Origin of the sequence: Acinetobacter sp. ANC 4470 (genome assembly GCF_002135335.1) — a bacterium.
Lineage (GTDB): Bacteria > Pseudomonadota > Gammaproteobacteria > Pseudomonadales > Moraxellaceae > Acinetobacter.
In genome coordinates this window covers 44,990-63,149 of record NZ_NEGC01000001.1, presented here as the reverse complement: position 1 = coordinate 63,149, position 18,160 = coordinate 44,990, and the positions used below count along the sequence as shown (strand labels likewise).

Here is an 18,160-nt window from a genome sequence, read left to right as displayed (position 1 = left end):
TTTATTTTTACTTAAAATATTTTCCATTATCTCAAATATATAAACATCGTGGAGCTTATGATGGAACTGGATCGTTTTGATAAACAAATTCTTGAAATTTTAACGCATGAAGATCTTAATCTAAATGAGCTTTCTGAACGTATTAATCTTTCTGTAAGTTCAGTGCATCGTCGAATTAAGCACTTGATTGAAAATAATATAATGTCTGGGTTGAAGCGGGATTTGAATTATCAAAAGCTAGGTTTTAGCCTACATGTATTATTACAAGTTTCTTTAAGCCGACATGATACGGATATTTTTGCCAAGTTTTTGGAAGAACTAGAAAATATTCCAGAAGTGATCAGTGCTTTTTTAGTCACAGGACAGTCCGCAGACTTTATTGTGGAAGTGATTGCGCGAGATATGGAAAATTACAGTGAAATTTTACTCAAACGCATTGGTAAAATTGAACACGTTGTGGCGCTACATTCTAGTTTTGTGATTAAAGAATATAAAGTTTTTAACTGTAGTGGTTTACTAAGCAAACTATAAAATTTAACGGGTTGGGATGACAAACCTTAGATGGTTTTAAATGTCCTATATGATATGAAATATAAAAACGCACGTATTCGTGCGTTTTTATAAGCAGTTTAAAATGAACTTCTAGGATTAAGCATCCAATTGTTCTAAAACTTCATCTGAGAATTCAACGTTGGTATAAACGTTCTGAACATCATCTAGGTCTTCAAACATATCAATCATTTTTAAGATCATTTTTGCTTGATCAATGTCCGTGATTTCAGCTTTGGTTGACGGGCTCATTACCACTTCAGCATTATCAGATTTTAATCCTGCAGCAGTTAAAGCATCTTGAACATCACCAAAAGATTCAGGTGTAGTAATGACTAAGATTTCATTTTCACCGACTTCGATATCTTCAGCACCAGCTTCTAAGGCAACGTCCATAATTTTATCTTCTAAAGAAACATCTTCAAAAGTAATTTCACCACGTTTAGTAAATAGATATGCAACCGAACCCGCTGTACCTAAATTACCATTGGTTTTGGAAAAACAGTGACGAACATCAGGCACAGTACGGTTTAGATTATCAGTCATGGTTTCAACCAATACTGCAACACCACCAACGCCATAACCTTCGTAGGTAACTTCTTTTAAATCGTCGTTATCTTCACCACCAGCACCGCGTTGAACGGCACGGTTAATCACATCACGTGTCATGTTTACAGATAATGCTTTTTCAACAACAGCACGTAGACGAGGGTTACTTCCTGCATCTGGGCCACCGAGTTTTGCAGCTGTGGTTAATTCACGAATATATTTGGTAAAAACTTTACCACGGCTAGCATCTTGTTTTGCTTTGCGATGCTTAATGTTAGCCCACTTGGAATGACCCGCCATGCGAAATATGCTCCTTGTAGATTGGCTTTATGCCTAATCGAATGTGCTAAATTCTACCATAAGCTGTTTTTTCTTAGAAAGGGCTAGCTTTTGAGTTTTTAAACAAATAGAACTTAGTTTTTAGCTTCAGGAATAATAATGTCTAAACCAACCTTATCTTTATAAAGCTGTTTTAGTAACGCTAAGTCATGGTTGATCTCGGTTGGGTATATTTTTCCTAAGATTCCACCTTGTTTGGTTTTTGAATTGGCATACATTAAAACAATAGGTACACCCGCTGCTTTAGCAATATGCCAAAAACCTGTACGAATCGGACGTCGAGCTTCACCTGCTTTTGCGCGAGTGGCTTCTGGGGCAATAACCAAGTTGAATTTTTCATTTTTTTGAAAATGCTCGACCATAAGCGCAACAATATCTTGATTGGATTTACGATCGACTGCAATTCCTCCAAGCGCTTCTAATAATGGTTTCATTGGCCCTTTAAATAATTCTTTTTTAATGAGGGTGTGAATTTTCATATCAAAAATTTGGAACAGAGCCAGAGACAGAACTGCATCTAGCATAGACGTATGTTCAAAACCAACAATCACTTGTTTATTTTCAAGCACATCTGGCTCTATATGGTAGTTCCATCCTGCAATTTTAAATGCAGATTCACCAATAAATTTTTTTAGCATAGAAAGAAATTAGATAATATCAAAGTGGGCTAATTTCTGCTTGTTCTGATTTAGAGTCAAGAGCATATAAGCTTAAAATGACAAATAAATACATTTGTCTATGTATTGGTGAAATGGCTGTATTCATTGTTTTTATATATAAATGGGCGTTAATTAATATTTAAAATAAATAAGATGATATAAATTAAGACCTAATTTTGACTTAAAATGCCTATTCAGATTAAAAAATACCTATTAGACTTTTGTCTAAGATGAGGGCTTCTGAACAAGTTGTTCCACTTTGGCATATGTTTAATAAGGAAGGAAAAGAATGATGTATTTTTCAGCTTTTCTATGGGCTTTGGGGCTGTTTATGTTGGTGGTTGTATGGTCTTTGATCGAAATTTGTGTGGAATCTCGTAAAGCACGTAACTTTGCTTCTTATAGCAGGCGAAAATTTAAATTATTTTAAAATTATTTTTCTACTTTTATTTTTAAAGCATTATATTTTACATTGTCGTTGAATGATTTTATTTAGACTTTATAGGTATAAATTAATAATTGCTTTGTCAGCGGCTAATTTCAATATTCGGGTAGATATGTTGCTATTTATGATCTATTGAATACAATGAATTTTCTGCATTAATATCAAAAATATCAAGGTTAATATTGGGGATGCTCTTAAGACTTGATTAAAAGATAAGCGTCAAAATAAAAGTGTGAAATAATTGTTGTGTTACTGTGCAAGTGGAAACAAAAATGCTTGTTTTTTGAAGTAATTTTCGTTAGTATTGCCTCGCTTGAACTTGTTGATATATAACAAATTCAGTTTATAAGGGCCTATAGCTCAGTTGGTTAGAGCAGCGGACTCATAATCCGTTGGTCCCCTGTTCAAGTCAGGGTGGGCCCACCATATAAAACAACCACTTACGTGTACTAATCGTAAGTGGTTTTTTAATATCTGAATGTATAAGGTGCTATATAAGTGTGAGTTTTTGGCTTATTTTACACTATTTTATTTTTCATTCTGCACTGAATGGATTTTAACGAATCTACTCAAATATTTATCTCATAAATCTTATCACTTCTCGAATCTCACCAATGTAGAATAATAACTAACTCACACTTTAGTATTAAAATGCGCTTTGATTTTACAAATTACTATAATAATTATTGTAAAGGTTGTTTGCGTTATTTAAAAAATATGGTAATAAATAAAGGTGATTTTTTAATCATATGATACATTTTAGGATGAAATGTATTTTTAGTAAGCATAATTTAAAAAACAAGCAGAAGGAAATTTAGAAGATGTTTCAATTACTACTAAGATTGTTTTGTTTCGATGTTTATAAACATGAGCACATGGAAGAAATAGGGGAACATTGGGAATGAAGAAAAAGCAGGGTCAATAAATAACTTTAATTTATAGTGATAGAAAGTGGGCTTTAAGCTCACTTTCTGGTTTTTAGGAAACAAAAAATAGTAATAATAAACAAGTAAGGTTGTATGTGATTGCTCTTTAATATTTTTAATTTTTAGTTGGACAACATTATTTTATTTGTTTTTAGGATTTTAAATATTAAAATTATTGAAATGCTGCATTTGAATACTTTTTCTGAGCTTGCTTGCCTCGTGCTTTGGCATATCTGTCGCTATGGGAATCAAAAAATTAAATAGTCAGATTCTCACAATTTTTAAATTCTTAATTGTACTCACAGCAATTGATTGTATGGTCGGTTTTAGGCGTTGGCTTCGTCATTTGAAAATTATAGAATTGAATAAATTGCTTATGGTCACTTTGTGCAACAAAGCCTTTTATAACGTAAAAGCAATAATCTTACCGCAACAAGATAGAAATGATGCCAATGAACAAAGATTTTAAAGCGCAAACTTATATTGTAGATGAATATTTGCCAGATACATTGATGTGGTTATGCCATCATCAAGATAGTTTTGATTCGTTCACTTATGATGCGATTACGCAAGAGTTGGTGGTGTATCATGTCAATGGGAGCGACGGTATTCGAGTGGGGGATTATTTGAATGCAAGCTATGGTATTTTAATTACGGCACATAACTTTGCAGAATAATTGAAGCAAATAAAAAAGCCCATAAAGGGCTTTTTTACAAACGGCTAAAATGAATAACTTAACTTGCCATTGCATCTACAGATAATTCTTGAAGGCATGGCTTGGCTTTTTCAGCAACTAAACCTAATTTATCAAATAATTGTTTATCTCTGCCTTCACCTGCATTTGGAGTTGTTAACAACTTTTCACCAGAGAAAAGAGAGTTCGCACCTGCCATAAATGCTAAGGCTTGATCAGAATCAGATAAAGACTCACGTCCAGCAGAAAGGCGAATATAACTTTTTGGCATAATAATACGTGCAACAGCAATCGTACGAATCCATTCTGTTACATCCAGTTTTTCAACATCAGCAAGTGGCGTACCTTCAATTGGAACCAACATATTGATAGGCACAGATTCAGGATGAATGGCTAAAGTTGCCAGTTCATGCAATAGTCCAATACGATCTTGTTGGGTTTCGCCTAAACCAACAATTCCGCCACTACACACTTTCATACCAGCTTGACGGACAAAATCTAAGGTATTTAAACGGTCATCAAAAGTACGTGTAGTGATAATGTTTGAGTAGTATTCACGTGATGTGTCTAGGTTGTGATTGTAATAATCTAGTCCTGCTTCATTTAAGCGTTCAGCTTGTGATTGATTCAGCATGCCTAAGGTCATACAAGTTTCTAAGCCCAATGCTTTAACTTCGCTGACCATTTCTAATACATAAGGCATATCACGTTCGTGTGGATTACGCCAAGCAGCACCCATACAGAAACGTGAAGAACCAGAAGCTAATGCTTCTTTTGCTTCTTGAATAACTTTATCTACAGCAATACGTTTTTCAGCTTCAAGTTTTGAATCGTAACGAGCTGACTGTGAGCAATATTTGCAATCTTCAGGACATTTACCTGTTTTGATTGAAAGCAGTGTGCTCACTTGAATAGTATTTGGATCAAAATGTTCACGATGAATGCGCTGTGCTTCAAAAATTAAATTTAAAAAGGGCTGATTATATAAAGCCTGAATTTCTTCGCGTGACCAGTCATTGCGTACATTCATTGGTGAAAATCCATAATCATCATTATTTATTATTTATCATACCTAATTTATATGAAATCTAAAGGCATAAAAAACCAAATATTATAGTATCTATCGATTGGTTTTTGTAAATATTGTAAATTATGAGATTGATAATTTAGTTACAAAGTAATGTTGTTTATTGTAAATATAGTCACAATGTTTTTTTAGTGTTATTTGAAAAGTTGTTGTGAACTGGACACTATTTTTTTTCTACAGTTGAAACTTTGCTAATATCTAAAAAATCCAAAAATGAAAAAAACGTCATTTATTTTGCTTTAAGTTTAACAGGATTTGCTCAATTGTTCTTGAATTGCCCAATCAATATGGACTTGCACAATCTCATCATATTGTTCACGTGTTTGTTGCAATGTTGCAATAATTTCATTAGAAAAAGGGGCATTACCTAAACCAATCGCAATGTTACGCATAAAACTTTGATAACCCGTGCGTCGTAGTGGACTACCTTCAGTATTGGCTAAAAAGGTGGGCTCATCCCAATGCCATAAATCCAGTAAATTACTCTGATCTAAATCATGTCTTGGATTAAAATCTTCAATCGTGGCTTTCTTCGCAAAACTATTCCACGGACAAATCAGCTGACAGTCATCACAACCAAATACACGATTACCAATACCACGGCGTAATTCTTCGGGAATAATGCCCTGATATTCAATGGTTAAATAAGCAATACATTTACGTGCATCAAGCATATAAGGCTCAACAATGGCTTGTGTTGGGCAAATGTCGATACAAGCCGTGCAAGAACCACAATGTTTGGTTGTGGGGGAGTCAAAAGGTAGCTCAAGTGAAGTAAATAATTCACCCAATACAAAAAATGAACCAGATTTTTTGTGAATCAATAAGGTGTGTTTACCTGTCCAGCCCATACCTGCATTTTCTGCTAAAGACTTTTCAAATATTGGTGCCGAATCGGCAAAGGGACGTGATTCAAAATCACCCACTTTTTCACGAATTTTGCTGGCTAATGTTTTTAAACGACCACGCATGACTTTGTGATAATCCCGACCACGGGCATAGCGCGCGATAATGGCTAAATTAGGTTCATCTGGGACATAGCGAGGTTTAGGTGTTTCCACCAAATAGTTCATTCGTACGCAAATAATGCTTTTGGTGCCGGGAACCAGCAAGGTTGGATCAGCACGTTTTTCTAAATTTTCTTCCAAAAATTTCATATCACCATGATAACCACGTTTTAAATATTCCTTAAAGCGTGGCAATTCTTCTTGAGCATCTGGTTTGGCAATGACACAATCACTAAAGCCTAATTCCAAAGCTTGCGCTTTAATCCATACTTTGAGTGCCTCAGGATCATTTTGATCTAAAGGAATTTTTTGTGACGCTGTAGATGAAGCCATAATTTATAAGAAGGGAAGAACAATGCATCAACAAGTTTACCATAGCCCTGTTTATCATAGCCAAAGTATTCAAGCATGGGAGCAACGTTGGTTTGCCAAACAAAACAGTTCTTATGCCTTGATGCAGCAAGTTGCTTGGATGATTACGCAGCGTTTATTTCCTATTTTAAAACAACGTCAAATACAACATATTACTGTGTGTTGTGGGCCGGGTAATAATGCGGGTGATGGTTATTTAACTGCAAAATATTTAAAACAATTTGGTTTTGATGTGGAAATTTATACAGCTGAATTAGGGGCATCAACCGATTTACATACGGCTTATCAAGAAGCTGTAAATGCAGAAATCAAGATTTATGCTGGTTTCGAATTTCAAAAACAATATGACTGTTATATCGATGCGTTATTTGGTATTGGTTTAAACCGTGAATTGAGCTTAGATTGGCAGCGGATTATTCAAAGCATCAATGCTCAAACTGGCTTGAAAATAGCTGTTGATATTCCGAGTGGCTTACACGCCAATACTGGGCAGCCCTTACCTTGTGCGATTAAAGCCGATTATTGCTATTCCGTTTTGGGTCTAAAAGCAGGATTGTTTACAGGGCAAGGGAAAGAGTTTGCAGGTCAGATGGAGGTCATTTCCCTAATTCCTACAGATGCAACATTAAAACCACTCGCGCAACTTTCTAAAACGGCAATTACACTGCCGCAACGTGAGGCTTTTGGTCATAAAGGCAGTTATGGTCATGTACTTGTGGTGGGTGGGCATGCCGATATGGGCGGTGCAGTGATGATGGCTGCCGAAGCGGCCTTTAGTGCAGGTGCAGGTAAAGTGACCATTGTCTGCCATGAGAAACATCACACGGCTATTTTAGCGCGTACACCGAATATTATGCTGCGTGATATTAATGTTTTGACTGAAGCTGAGATTCAGCATTTACTTGATCATGTTAATGCTGTCAGTTTTGGTATGGGTTTAGGACGTGATTCGTGGTCAGAACAACAATATTTCAAATGGTTCCCGAAAATAAATGCTACTGACGATTTGCATGCCGTATTAGATGCAGATGCACTTTGGTTTTTAGCCGATCATCCTGAATTAATAAAAGCAGATTCATATCTAACACCGCATCCCGGTGAAGCCGCAAAGTTGTTAAACTGCTCTATTCAAGACATAGAAAATGATCGAATGGCAGCTATTCATGCATTAAAAGAAAAGTATGCAGGGCAGTGGGTGCTGAAAGGTTCGGGAAGTCTTATTTTAGAAGATCAACTCTGGATTTGTACTGCGGGCAATGCTGGGATGGGAACAGGTGGGATGGGGGATGTATTGGCAGGGATGATTGCAAGCTTAAAAGCACAATGGGGTAATCAAATCCATTTACATGAAATTGTGACGCTACATGCTTTGGCAGGTGATTGGTTGGCTGCAAAAGGGATGCGTGGGTTGCAGGCACATCATATGAATGAAGCCGTTTATCATGTGGTTAATATGCGGCATGATAATGAATAAAGCCATCAAGTTCATCATCTAAGTTTTATCGCATTGAAGATATGGTATTAAAGGTAATTGTTATAAAAAATAGCTACCTTGTATAAATCAAAAATGTTCAATTTTTAATTATTTAAAATCAGCATGGCCTCATTTTATTAATTTAATTTTTATATCTTTGCGTAGGCGTTATCGCTACTTTTGAAAGATCAAAATGAAGATCTCAAAATATATTTTGAGTCCGCAAGGAAAACCTTTTGTTCCCCATACACGACATCCTGAGCTGGTTTTAAGCACTGCTTTAAAATGCAGTGCAAGGATGGGAAACGTGTGGCATTCATGCCACACTCATGAATCCAATACCTGCTAAAATTTATTTTTAATTTTGCTTTACGAAATATTTGTATTGATCAAAAAATGACTTACGAAAGAAGTTTAATATAAGGTGAAAATGATGGATAAATATTGGGTCGTGGCGATAGTTGTCGTATTTTGTATTTTTCTGGTGATTTATACCCAACGTGCGAATGCAAGCTCAAGCAAAATATCTTTTAAGGAAATTGTGCAGAAAGAGTTTAATCAATATCAGGTGATTGAAAAAAGCCAAAGCATTATGATTTGTGAAGTGAGTGATGGTCATCAGCCAGATGAATTGGTTTTAATCCGAATTGATCCCAAACAGAAAAAGAATATGAGAAACTTTGGGCGCAGGGTTACTTTTACTTATCCCAAACAACCGTCACTTCGAGAAATGCGCAAAGATTTTGCGCCTTATCTTCAAAATAGTTAGTTAACGTCTTCTACTACTAGAACGACTGCGACCACGTGCCATGCCGCCTAAAGCATTTAACACGGCCATTTTACTCATACTGCCTGAAGCATGCGCATGACAAATTGCAGCGGCTAAAGCATCGGCAGCATCTTGTTGTGGTTTAATACTTAAATTCAAAATACGCATCACCATCATTTGAACTTGGTCTTTATCTGCGGCACCATAACCGACAACAGATTGTTTGATTTGCCGAGCAGTATATTCAGCCACTTGCACGTCAGAATTGACTAAAGCGGCAATGGCTGCACCACGAGCTTGCCCCAGTTTAAGAGCAGAGTCGGGATTTTGTGCCATAAATACTTGTTCGACCGCAGCTTCCGTTGGACCATGAAATTTAACAATACGTTCAATCCCAGCAAAAATTCGTTTCAAGCGTTCAGGCATTTCTGGTGTTTCGGTGCGAATGGTTCCTGCATCTACAAAAGTCAATTTTTGCCCATTTTTTTCGATAATACCGTAGCCAGTTAAGCGAGAACCCGGATCGATACCAATAATTAATGACATAGAAAGACTTTAAAAATAGAATAATGCCCATATTGTTACATAAGCGTATCAAAAAAGCTTGATCCTGATTGAGCACTTGAATATTGCACCCTATTTATTTTGTTGGGATTAGATTAATTTTTATGAAATTATTTCTTATTGTTTTGGCTGGCTTAATTCTAGAAGTATTTGTCTGGATTGGCGTGGGTGACCTCGTCGGCAGTATGTGGTACGTATTTTTCTGGTTTATTGCTGCCTTTTTTATGGGTATGAACTTGATTCGTAAATATTCGGTAGGTTTAATGCCTCAGATGCAGCAAATGCGTATGGGACAAATGACAGGTGATCCTACGTTAACTTCAAATCTGCCAAAAATTTTAGCAGGATTTTTCTTGCTTATTCCCGGTTTGATTACCGATGTTTTAGCTGTATTAATTTTGATTCCAAGTGTTCAAAATATTTTTAAAAATGCCATGATGAAAACGATGGCAAAACGTCAGCAAGCCATGATGGATAAAATGATGGGTGGCATGATGGGCGATATGAATGGTATGGGTGGCGGTGCTCAAGGTCAAAGCCCATTTGCAGACTTAATGCGCCAAATGCAAGATATGCAGCAACAAGGTGGTTCACAACGTCAGGATTCGAACATTATTGATGGTGAAGCACGTGAAATCACACCTGATGCTAAAACAATTGAAATGAAAGACGTAAATAAATAAATTTATCTATCTCTTTTTATAAGCCGAATTATGATAATTCGGCTTTTTTATTGTCCTTATTTTTATCGGCCGAATCTAGGGTAGGGGCATGCAAAAAATTGAACAACCGATATAATATGCTTTTAAAAAACTCTTCCGTATTTCTATGTCCTTGCTTTTGACCATTTGCACCCTCCATTTTATTGTACAACTGAGCCCTGGCCCTGATATTTTATTGATTGCTAAAAGCTCAGCATCAACTTCAAGGGCGACTACGTTAAAAATTATTTTGGGTATTTCAGTCGGTATTGTGGTTTGGGTGGTCTTAACGCTGCTTGGCTTTACTGTGCTGATCGAACAGTTTCCATGGATACAACAAATTTTAATGTTGGTCGGGGGATTGTTTTTGGCACGTATGGGCTGGGCAATGTTAAATGGTGGTTTGAAACAGCGTAAGCAAAGCTTAGCTCATGAAGACGTAAAAGTGACTGTATTAGATACGAAAAATTATTTTTTGTTGGGGTTGATGACCAATTTAGCTAACCCTAAAACACTGCTTTATTTTAGCAGCGTATTCTCTTTAGCTTTAAGTTCTGCCGCATCGGGTCATTTAAAAGCCCAGTTGGCGCTGATTATTCCAGTTCAGACTTTTATCGTGTTTACAGGGTTAATGCTGATTTTATCCATGCCTAAAATTAAACGGGCATATCAGCGCTCAGGCCATTGTATCGATATTATTTCAGGTGGATTATTCCTGATTTTTGCCCTTTGGTTGTGGTATGACGTGTTGGCGCTGCTCTAGTTCTGTTGTGTAGCGTTATCCGTTATTTGAATAGGTGGGGGAGTAACCGTCGCTACTTCCTCATTCTTTTTAACTTGAGAGTAACGATTTGGTTTTAATGTGGTTTCAGTATTTTCTGAACCTTTGTAACTGCGGCTACGGTTTGCACGTTCGCGTAAACCACCTTTTTTAATCAGTTGCATGATTATAAACTCAAGCTCATTGCTTGTTATTTTAACCAAAAAGATAAAGAGAATGTGGGTTTTACCACGTTAATTTTTAAATTTTGATTTATTCCATTATGTTACAAACAATGTCATATAAGTTTGCTATGTAGCTATGTTTTTTAATATAAATAAAGAGTTTATATCGGAAATTTGGAAAAATATTCTCAAAGGCTATTTGGGGTATGGATAAACAGTATTGTATCCATAGATAGACTCACATATATTGTATGAATATTGCATATCATCATGCATCATGATGGAAATATAAAAACAAAAATGCGTAATGTAGGAGCACCCCCTATGCTATATCAATACCATTGTGCTTGTTGTAATCGGGTTGTTGAATCCACTGATAAAGAATGTACAAATTGTGGTTCACATAATATTAGAAGTCCGTATGGCTTCTGGATTTTTTGTAGTTTAACTTGCTTAGCAGCAGTAATTGTCTTTAAAGTCGTCCATGTTTATTTACAGGATCATCAAGAGACACCAGTTCAAATTTCATTATTATCTGTTTTACAAGAAGGGGAGGGAAATAAGCAATGAATATTTTTGCAATAAAAAAAAGCCCACATGATGTGGGCTTTTTTTTATTGCAAAATTACAGTCCAGCAGATGCTTTAAGCGCTTCCACTTTATCTGTTTTTTCCCAAGTAAATGCAGTGTCTGAACCTTCGCGGCCAAAGTGGCCATAGGCAGCAGTTTGCTTATACATTGGTTGAATTAGGTCTAACATGCGGGTAATACCGTATGGACGTAAGTCAAAATGTTCACGAACCAATTGAATAATCAGTTCTTCAGAAACCTTAGCTGTATTAAAAGTATTGATTGAAATTGAAGTTGGCTCAGCCACACCAATAGCATAAGACACTTGAATTTCACATTTATCAGCAAGACCTGCTGCAACAATATTTTTTGCAACATAACGACCCGCATAGGCAGCAGAACGGTCAACTTTAGATGGATCTTTACCAGAGAAAGCACCACCACCGTGACGTGCCATACCACCGTAAGTATCGACAATAATTTTACGACCCGTTAAACCGCAGTCACCTACAGGACCGCCAATCACAAACATCCCTGTCGGGTTGATGTGGAATTTAGTGCCTGCATGGAACATTTCAGCAGGAATCACTTTTTTCACAATTTCTTCAATCACTGCTTCTTTTAAAGCTGCTTGAGTAATTTCAGGATCGTGTTGGGTAGACAATACAACCGCATCTAAACGAACAGGCATGCCATTCTCATAGGCAAAAGTCACCTGACTTTTAGCATCTGGACGTAACCAAGGTAAACGACCATTACGGCGTAGTTCAGCTTGTTTTTCCATTAAGCGATGTGCATAAGAAATAGGAGCAGGCATTAAAACGTCAGTTTCACGGCTTGCATAACCAAACATTAAACCTTGGTCGCCAGCACCTTGATCTTCAGGTTTTTGACGGTCAACACCCTGAGCAATTTCAGGAGATTGTTTACCAATCATGTTGATGACAGCACAGGTTGTCCCATCAAAACCGAGGTCAGAATGATGATAGCCAATGCCATTTACGGTTTGACGTACAATCGCTTCAAAGTCAACATTCGCTGTTGTTGTGATTTCACCCGCAAGTACTACAGCACCTGTTTTGACAAGCGTTTCACAAGCAACCCGTGCAAATGGGTCTTCTGTTAAGATTGCATCCAAAATAGCGTCACTGATTTGGTCAGCCATTTTATCTGGATGACCTTCGCTTACAGATTCCGAGGTAAATACAGCGTACTCGCGCATAAGTCCTATCACAGTTAATTTTAAAGACCCGATATGTTACATCGAGTTAGACTTTTGGACTAGTTCTACACGACCAAAATGACTGAAATTATTTCAATTTCACGACTTTTTAATTGATATATGCATCTAAAAAACTGATAAGCAGGAAAAATTGCATTTTAAAGCCAGTATTCCGGGGCGCAAAATTTTATCAAGAAAATATTTAATAAGTACAGCAAACAATATTTGTTTTAGAATAAATACTTTTGTTGAGCATTTTTAATAAATCATGCTGTTAGTATTTATTGATAAATATCATGATTCTATTGGTTTTTTAATAGGTGGTTTGGTTCTTATCTAAAGATTCTAGCCATTATATCTAATCCATAAGATGAGATAGATAGGATAAAGTAAAAGGTATGGAGTTTTTCAGTTAATTTCCTCTAAAGTGAATTTTATTCAGCTTTTGTGTCTTTTTGAGTATTCATCAGTCAATTCCAGCATAAGAGAAACTTAAGTTGACGACTGCATTTGATGAAAATTCACTAATTAATAGCTAAGTGCAAAATAATTCTTGTGATGAGGAAAAGCTTTGAGCAATATTTTTACTGACAAAAAAATCAGGTGGCTTATTGTTAAAATATTATTTATCAGTCTTAAATTAAATAAATCAAAGCTTTTGCTCACCCGTTAAATATTTAAAACTGTTGTGAAATTGAGCTCTGTCTGCATTAAAATATGTCTAGTCACGAATAAATGTTGAAATGTTGACTATTAGGCTTTACCCCTTGCTGTTTTTTTAAGACAATACGCACAACTTTGAATTTTCCTATTCATCATCTTCTTTAAACGATTTAGTTGGACTCTGACCTATGACAACCCCGCTTAATGAACGTCGTATTGCAAATGCAATTCGTGTATTGGCAATGGATGCTGTGCAAAAAGCAAATTCAGGACATCCAGGTGCTCCAATGGGGATGGCAGATATCGCTGATGTGGTATGGCGTGACTTTTTAAATCACAATCCAACAAACCCACAATGGCCGAACCGTGACCGTTTTGTATTGTCTAATGGTCATGGCTCAATGCTTCAATATGCATTGTTACATTTAACGGGTTATGATCTTTCAATTGCAGATTTACAACAATTCCGTCAGTTGCATTCAAAAACTCCGGGTCATCCAGAATTAGGTTATGCACCAGGTATTGAAACCACAACTGGCCCTTTAGGTCAGGGTATTGCAAATGCAGTTGGTTTTGCGCTGGCTGAAAAAACCTTAGCAGCTCAATTTAACAAAGATGGCATTCAGGTTGTAGACCACTTCACTTACTGTTTCTTGGGTGATGGTTGTTTAATGGAAGGTGTTTCTCATGAAGCATGTTCATTGGCAGGGACTTTAGGTCTAGGCAAACTGGTTGCTTATTATGATGACAATGGCATTTCAATTGATGGCGAAGTAGAAGGTTGGTTCTCTGACGATACAGAACAACGTTTCTTGGCTTACGGTTGGCAAGTGCTTAAAGTTGATGGGCATGATGCTGATGCATTACGTGCTGCAACTTTGGAAGCAAAAGCTGAAATTGTAAAACCAACATTAATCATGTGTAAAACGATTATTGGTTTAGGTTCACCAAATAAACAAGGTAAAGAAGACTGCCACGGTGCACCTTTAGGTAATGACGAAATTGCATTAACGCGTCAAGCTTTAGGCTGGACTGAAGAAGCGTTTGTTATTCCTGCCGATATCTATGCAGCGTGGGATGCCAAAGACAAAGGTGCGAAATCTGAAGCTGCTTGGAATGATGTTTTTGCTGCCTATGCTGCAAAATATCCAACAGAAGCTGCTGAACTTAAACGTCGTGTAAGTGGTGATTTACCTGCTAATTTTGTTGCTCAAGCAGATGCTTATATTGCTGAAGTGAATGCAAAAGCTGAAACGATTGCAACACGTAAAGCCAGTCAAAATGCACTTCAAGCCTTTGGTCCATTGCTTCCTGAAATTTTAGGTGGTTCTGCTGACTTGGCTGGTTCTAACCTGACCCTTTGGAAAGGTTGTGTAGGTGTTCAGGACAATCCTGCGGGTAACTACGTGCATTACGGTGTTCGTGAATTCGGTATGACTGCCATTGCCAATGGTGTTGCACTTCATGGTGGCTTCATTCCTTACGTAGCAACATTCCTAATGTTCATGGAATATGCGCGCAATGCAGTTCGTATGTCTGCATTGATGAAACAACGTGTGATTCATGTGTATACACATGACTCAATTGGTCTAGGTGAAGATGGTCCTACACATCAACCTGTAGAACAAATTGCCTCTTTACGCGGTACGCCAAACTTAAATACATGGCGTCCATGTGACACAGTTGAAGCTGCAATTTCTTGGAAATCTGCATTAATTCGTGCTGATGGTCCAACTGCGTTAATCTTCTCTCGTCAAAACTTGCCGTTCCAAGCACGTACTCAAGTTCAAATTGAGAACGTAGCGAAAGGTGGTTATGTATTGGCTAAAGAAAAAGGCGAATTAAAAGCAATCATCATTGCAACGGGTTCTGAAGTTTCATTGGCGATGGAAGCTTATGCACAGCTTGAAGGTGTGCGTGTTGTTTCTATGCCGTGTGCTGAAGAATTTGTTAAACAAGATGCGGCTTACCGTGAAGCCGTTCTTCCTGCTAACATCCGTGCGCGTGTTGCTGTTGAAGCTGCGCATGTCGATTACTGGTGGAAATTTGTAGGTCTTGATGGTCGTGTGATTGGTATGACTACATATGGCGAATCTGCACCTGCAAAAGACTTGTACCAACACTTTGGTATTACCACTGATGCGGTTGTTGCAGCGGTAAAAGAAATCACTGCTTAATCGAAAAAATTGAGTTTGTTAAAAACGCTCCAGATTGGAGCGTTTTTATTGAGATGAATTTTTAACGATATTGTTCTAGTAGTTTGTACGAATCAGTATATAGTGATGCCATTCATTGAGTATTCATTTTGAGATGGCATTTATTCAGCATAAGTGAGGAAAATATGAGCCTTTATAACCAGATTAATGACGAAATCACCCTAATGGACGCTGGCGAGCAGAAGTGGATTGGTCAAGACATTCCACTTGAATCCATGATGGCAGTCGTGTTGATGTTGAAAGACTTAGATGAAGAGAAAGTCATCAAAGTTCGTCGACAAAACCATGAAAAACATACGGGTCTTAAGCAGATTGATCGTGTGTTGGTTGAGAAGTTATAAAAGATTAAGCATCTTTAAAAAGCCCCTTTAGGGGCTTTTATTATTTGAGATAGCACATTTCTAAGTAGTTAATTCAGTCTGAATCTGAATATTTGAAGTCAATAATTTGTGGACAGGACAATTTTCAGCAACTTTCAATAATCGTTTATGTTGATCTTCAGTGAAATTACCTTTTAGGGTAATTTTACGCGCAATATTGTTTTGGCCTGCTTCTTGTTCTGCATTTGGATTTAAAGCCAAATCTACCTGTACATGTTCTAGTTGAATGTCTTTGTGATCTGCATACATTTGCAAAGTGACCGTCGTACAAGCCCCTAAAGCCGAAAGTAAAAGTTGTATTGGGTTTGGGGCACTATCTTGTCCACCTTTTGATGTGGGTTCATCGACATACCAGAGATGACCTGATGGATCGGTAAGTGTAACGCGATATGGTGTGGTTGTACTTTGAGCTTGTGTACTATGGATCATTAGAATTACAGCTTATTTTTTGAAATAGATATTGTTATACAATGCCTTATATCGTGTTCATACTGTTTGTTTTTTGTATTAAATCATTTTCAAATGATGAATAAAAGATTGAAAAATAAGGCTTCTATATCGCTAAAAAATAAATAATAAAAATATTTATCTATTATTATCAATGTCTTGTTTGTGTTTTATTTTGGATTTTTATGCTTTTAAAACTAAAATAAAGTGATTGTTCTATTCTTGCAACATATCGTTTTATCTATATCAGTGAATTAAGATGGGAAACCTATACACTAACAATCATTCCGAAGCGAGATAAAAACACATGAATTTTAAAGCAATAACTTTAGGTTTGGCTGTAGCATCAGTTGCAACTTTGTCGTTGGCAAAACCCGTTGCATATCAAATTGATCCAACCCATACAGCAACTGTATTTTCTTGGAATCATTTTGGGTTTTCTACACCATCTGCGAACTTTACTGACATTCAAGGTACAATTAACATAGATAATGAAAAACCTGCCAATTCGTCAGTCAATGTTACGATTCCTTTAAGTAGCATAAATAGTAATGTGCCAGCTTTAGATAAAGAATTTCAACAAGAAGCTTGGTTTAATGCCGCTAAATATCCAAACATTACCTTTAAGAGTACCAAAGTAGAAACTAAAGATAAAAAACACTTCAAAATCACCGGTGATTTAACGGTAAAAGGGATCACTAAACCTGTAGTTTTAGATGCTGTGTTAAACAAACAAGCCGTTCACCCAATGAGCAAATTACCAACCATTGGTTTTAATGCAACAACATCATTTGATCGTTCAGCATTTGGTATTGGTGCATATGTTCCAAATGTTGGTGATAAAATTACGGTAAATATCACCACAGAAGCTTCAGTTCCTGCAACAAAATAAGCTTAAGCTGTATTAAAAAATAAAAAAGCACCATTAGTATGGTGCTTTTTGATAGTCACTAAATATTTTAATCACGATTTAAAATTAAAAAACAGCCAAAACTAATAAAAATCCCGCCAGTCATCCCGTCAATCCATTTACTTAAACGTTGGTAGGCCGCATTCATTTTATGCCATGAAAATAAATAAGCGACCAAGGCAAACCAAATTAAGCTTTCAAGCCAGATTAAAGCAAGTAATGAGCTTTGAGTGGTTAAAGGCATGTCTGCATTAATGGCCAAGGAAAAGACACTACTAAAATAGACCAATGCTTTAGGGTTCGCCATATTGGTGAAAAAGCCTTGTAATAATAAAGTGATCTTGGATTTTGGTATAGCTGTTGAAAGTTGTTGTACCGATGGTTGTTGATTAAAAGCTGATTTTAATAATTGTATTCCCAGATAAAAAAGGTAAAGCCCACCTAAAATCACCAGTGCTTGCTGTAACCATGCAATTTTTTGGAACAGGAAATGTAAGCCACTAATAGCACAAATAGCCCAGACCAAAATGCTCAAGGAGATACCTAAGGCTGCAAACATAGCATGTGATCTAGATTGACGAATTGCACTTTGGCTGACAAAGAAAAAATCTGGCCCCGGACTTAGCAGAGCAAAGAAATGAATAAGGGCAATACCAAGGAAAAGTGTCATC

20 protein-coding genes and 1 tRNA gene are annotated in these 18,160 nt (G+C 36.7%); 12 read left to right on the top strand and 9 right to left on the bottom strand.

The genetic code is table 11. The features are described 5' to 3' along the window. The first annotated feature begins 60 nt into the window (after positions 1–60). Positions 61–531 carry an Lrp/AsnC family transcriptional regulator gene (locus tag B9T25_RS00305; RefSeq protein ID WP_086186529.1) on the top strand — a complete coding sequence of 157 codons (471 nt, stop codon included), beginning with the start codon at positions 61–63 and terminating at the stop codon, positions 529–531. Positions 532–648: 117 nt separating this feature from the next. On the opposite strand, the gene B9T25_RS00300 is transcribed toward B9T25_RS00305, so the two are convergent. Both B9T25_RS00300 and B9T25_RS00295 read right to left on the bottom strand, forming a co-directional pair. Then, positions 649–1,398 carry a YebC/PmpR family DNA-binding transcriptional regulator gene (locus tag B9T25_RS00300; protein WP_086186528.1) on the bottom strand — a complete coding sequence of 250 codons (750 nt, stop codon included), beginning with the start codon at positions 1,396–1,398 and terminating at the stop codon, positions 649–651. Between the two features lie 113 nt (positions 1,399–1,511). Further along, entirely contained in the window at positions 1,512–2,075 is a 564-nt protein-coding gene (locus B9T25_RS00295; RefSeq protein WP_086186527.1) for a 1-acyl-sn-glycerol-3-phosphate acyltransferase, read from the bottom strand. 310 nt (positions 2,076–2,385) lie between these two features. On the opposite strand from B9T25_RS00295, the gene B9T25_RS14490 reads away from it, so the two are divergent. The 3 genes from B9T25_RS14490 (at position 2,386) to B9T25_RS00280 (ending at position 4,144) form a co-directional block, all read left to right on the top strand. Continuing rightward, the gene (locus B9T25_RS14490) at positions 2,386–2,526 is read left to right on the top strand and encodes a hypothetical protein (RefSeq protein ID WP_171262687.1); all 141 of its coding nucleotides are present in this window, start codon (positions 2,386–2,388) and stop codon (positions 2,524–2,526) included. A 364-nt stretch (positions 2,527–2,890) separates the two neighbouring features. After that, a tRNA-Ile gene (locus B9T25_RS00290) sits at positions 2,891–2,967 on the top strand. A 952-nt stretch (positions 2,968–3,919) separates the two neighbouring features. Next, positions 3,920–4,144, top strand: coding sequence for a hypothetical protein (locus B9T25_RS00280; RefSeq protein ID WP_086186525.1), 225 nt, complete (start codon positions 3,920–3,922; stop codon positions 4,142–4,144). 58 nt (positions 4,145–4,202) lie between these two features. On the opposite strand, the gene bioB is transcribed toward B9T25_RS00280, so the two are convergent. Next, the gene (gene bioB, locus B9T25_RS00275) at positions 4,203–5,192 is read right to left on the bottom strand and encodes a biotin synthase BioB (RefSeq protein WP_086186524.1); all 990 of its coding nucleotides are present in this window, start codon (positions 5,190–5,192) and stop codon (positions 4,203–4,205) included. Positions 5,193–5,494: 302 nt separating this feature from the next. Then, positions 5,495–6,589, bottom strand: a complete 1,095-nt coding sequence (queG, locus tag B9T25_RS00270) for a tRNA epoxyqueuosine(34) reductase QueG (protein WP_086186523.1) — start codon at positions 6,587–6,589, stop codon at positions 5,495–5,497. A 22-nt stretch (positions 6,590–6,611) separates the two neighbouring features. On the opposite strand from queG, the gene B9T25_RS00265 reads away from it, so the two are divergent. Next, on the top strand, positions 6,612–8,102 hold the full coding sequence (locus B9T25_RS00265; RefSeq protein ID WP_086186522.1) for an NAD(P)H-hydrate dehydratase: 1,491 nt from the start codon (positions 6,612–6,614) through the stop codon (positions 8,100–8,102). A gap of 430 nt (positions 8,103–8,532) precedes the next feature. Then, positions 8,533–8,871, top strand: a complete 339-nt coding sequence (locus tag B9T25_RS00260) for a hypothetical protein (protein WP_171262686.1) — start codon at positions 8,533–8,535, stop codon at positions 8,869–8,871. On the opposite strand, the gene ruvC is transcribed toward B9T25_RS00260, so the two are convergent. Further along, the gene (gene ruvC / locus B9T25_RS00255) at positions 8,872–9,417 is read right to left on the bottom strand and encodes a crossover junction endodeoxyribonuclease RuvC (protein WP_086186520.1); all 546 of its coding nucleotides are present in this window, start codon (positions 9,415–9,417) and stop codon (positions 8,872–8,874) included. It abuts the gene before it with no gap. 122 nt (positions 9,418–9,539) lie between these two features. Here ruvC and B9T25_RS00250 point away from each other — a divergent pair, with 122 nt between their 5' ends. Together B9T25_RS00250 and B9T25_RS00245 are read left to right on the top strand one after the other, a co-directional pair. Next, the gene (locus tag B9T25_RS00250) at positions 9,540–10,118 is read left to right on the top strand and encodes an FxsA family protein (protein WP_086186519.1); all 579 of its coding nucleotides are present in this window, start codon (positions 9,540–9,542) and stop codon (positions 10,116–10,118) included. A gap of 145 nt (positions 10,119–10,263) precedes the next feature. Further along, entirely contained in the window at positions 10,264–10,899 is a 636-nt protein-coding gene (locus tag B9T25_RS00245; protein WP_086186518.1) for a LysE family transporter, read from the top strand. On the opposite strand, the gene B9T25_RS00240 is transcribed toward B9T25_RS00245, so the two are convergent. Beyond that, positions 10,896–11,084: a hypothetical protein gene (locus tag B9T25_RS00240; protein WP_086187008.1), complete on the bottom strand. Its 189-nt coding sequence runs from the start codon at positions 11,082–11,084 to the stop codon at positions 10,896–10,898. The two genes, B9T25_RS00245 and B9T25_RS00240, sit on opposite strands and share 4 nt — an antisense overlap. Before the next feature lie 321 nt (positions 11,085–11,405). On the opposite strand from B9T25_RS00240, the gene B9T25_RS00235 reads away from it, so the two are divergent. After that, a complete protein-coding gene (locus B9T25_RS00235; protein WP_086186517.1) occupies positions 11,406–11,651 on the top strand; it encodes a hypothetical protein in 246 nt (81 codons plus the stop codon). 55 nt (positions 11,652–11,706) lie between these two features. Here B9T25_RS00235 and metK read toward each other — a convergent pair whose 3' ends face one another. Beyond that, positions 11,707–12,873, bottom strand: a complete 1,167-nt coding sequence (gene metK / locus B9T25_RS00230; RefSeq protein ID WP_004651638.1) for a methionine adenosyltransferase — start codon at positions 12,871–12,873, stop codon at positions 11,707–11,709. An 851-nt stretch (positions 12,874–13,724) separates the two neighbouring features. Here metK and tkt point away from each other — a divergent pair. Next, positions 13,725–15,713, top strand: coding sequence for a transketolase (gene tkt / locus B9T25_RS00225; RefSeq protein ID WP_086186516.1), 1,989 nt, complete (start codon positions 13,725–13,727; stop codon positions 15,711–15,713). A 164-nt stretch (positions 15,714–15,877) separates the two neighbouring features. Then, a complete protein-coding gene (locus tag B9T25_RS00220) occupies positions 15,878–16,093 on the top strand; it encodes a hypothetical protein (RefSeq protein WP_004651640.1) in 216 nt (71 codons plus the stop codon). Positions 16,094–16,153: 60 nt separating this feature from the next. On the opposite strand, the gene B9T25_RS00215 is transcribed toward B9T25_RS00220, so the two are convergent. Next, positions 16,154–16,561: an OsmC family protein gene (locus B9T25_RS00215; RefSeq protein WP_086186515.1), complete on the bottom strand. Its 408-nt coding sequence runs from the start codon at positions 16,559–16,561 to the stop codon at positions 16,154–16,156. 325 nt (positions 16,562–16,886) lie between these two features. On the opposite strand from B9T25_RS00215, the gene B9T25_RS00210 reads away from it, so the two are divergent. Continuing rightward, positions 16,887–17,471 (top strand): YceI family protein, encoded by a 585-nt coding sequence (locus B9T25_RS00210; RefSeq protein WP_086186514.1) that lies wholly within the window; start codon positions 16,887–16,889, stop codon positions 17,469–17,471. Between the two features lie 67 nt (positions 17,472–17,538). On the opposite strand, the gene B9T25_RS00205 is transcribed toward B9T25_RS00210, so the two are convergent. Then, on the bottom strand, positions 17,539–18,159 hold the full coding sequence (locus B9T25_RS00205; protein ID WP_086186513.1) for a LysE family transporter: 621 nt from the start codon (positions 18,157–18,159) through the stop codon (positions 17,539–17,541). Position 18,160: the final 1 nt, after the last annotated feature.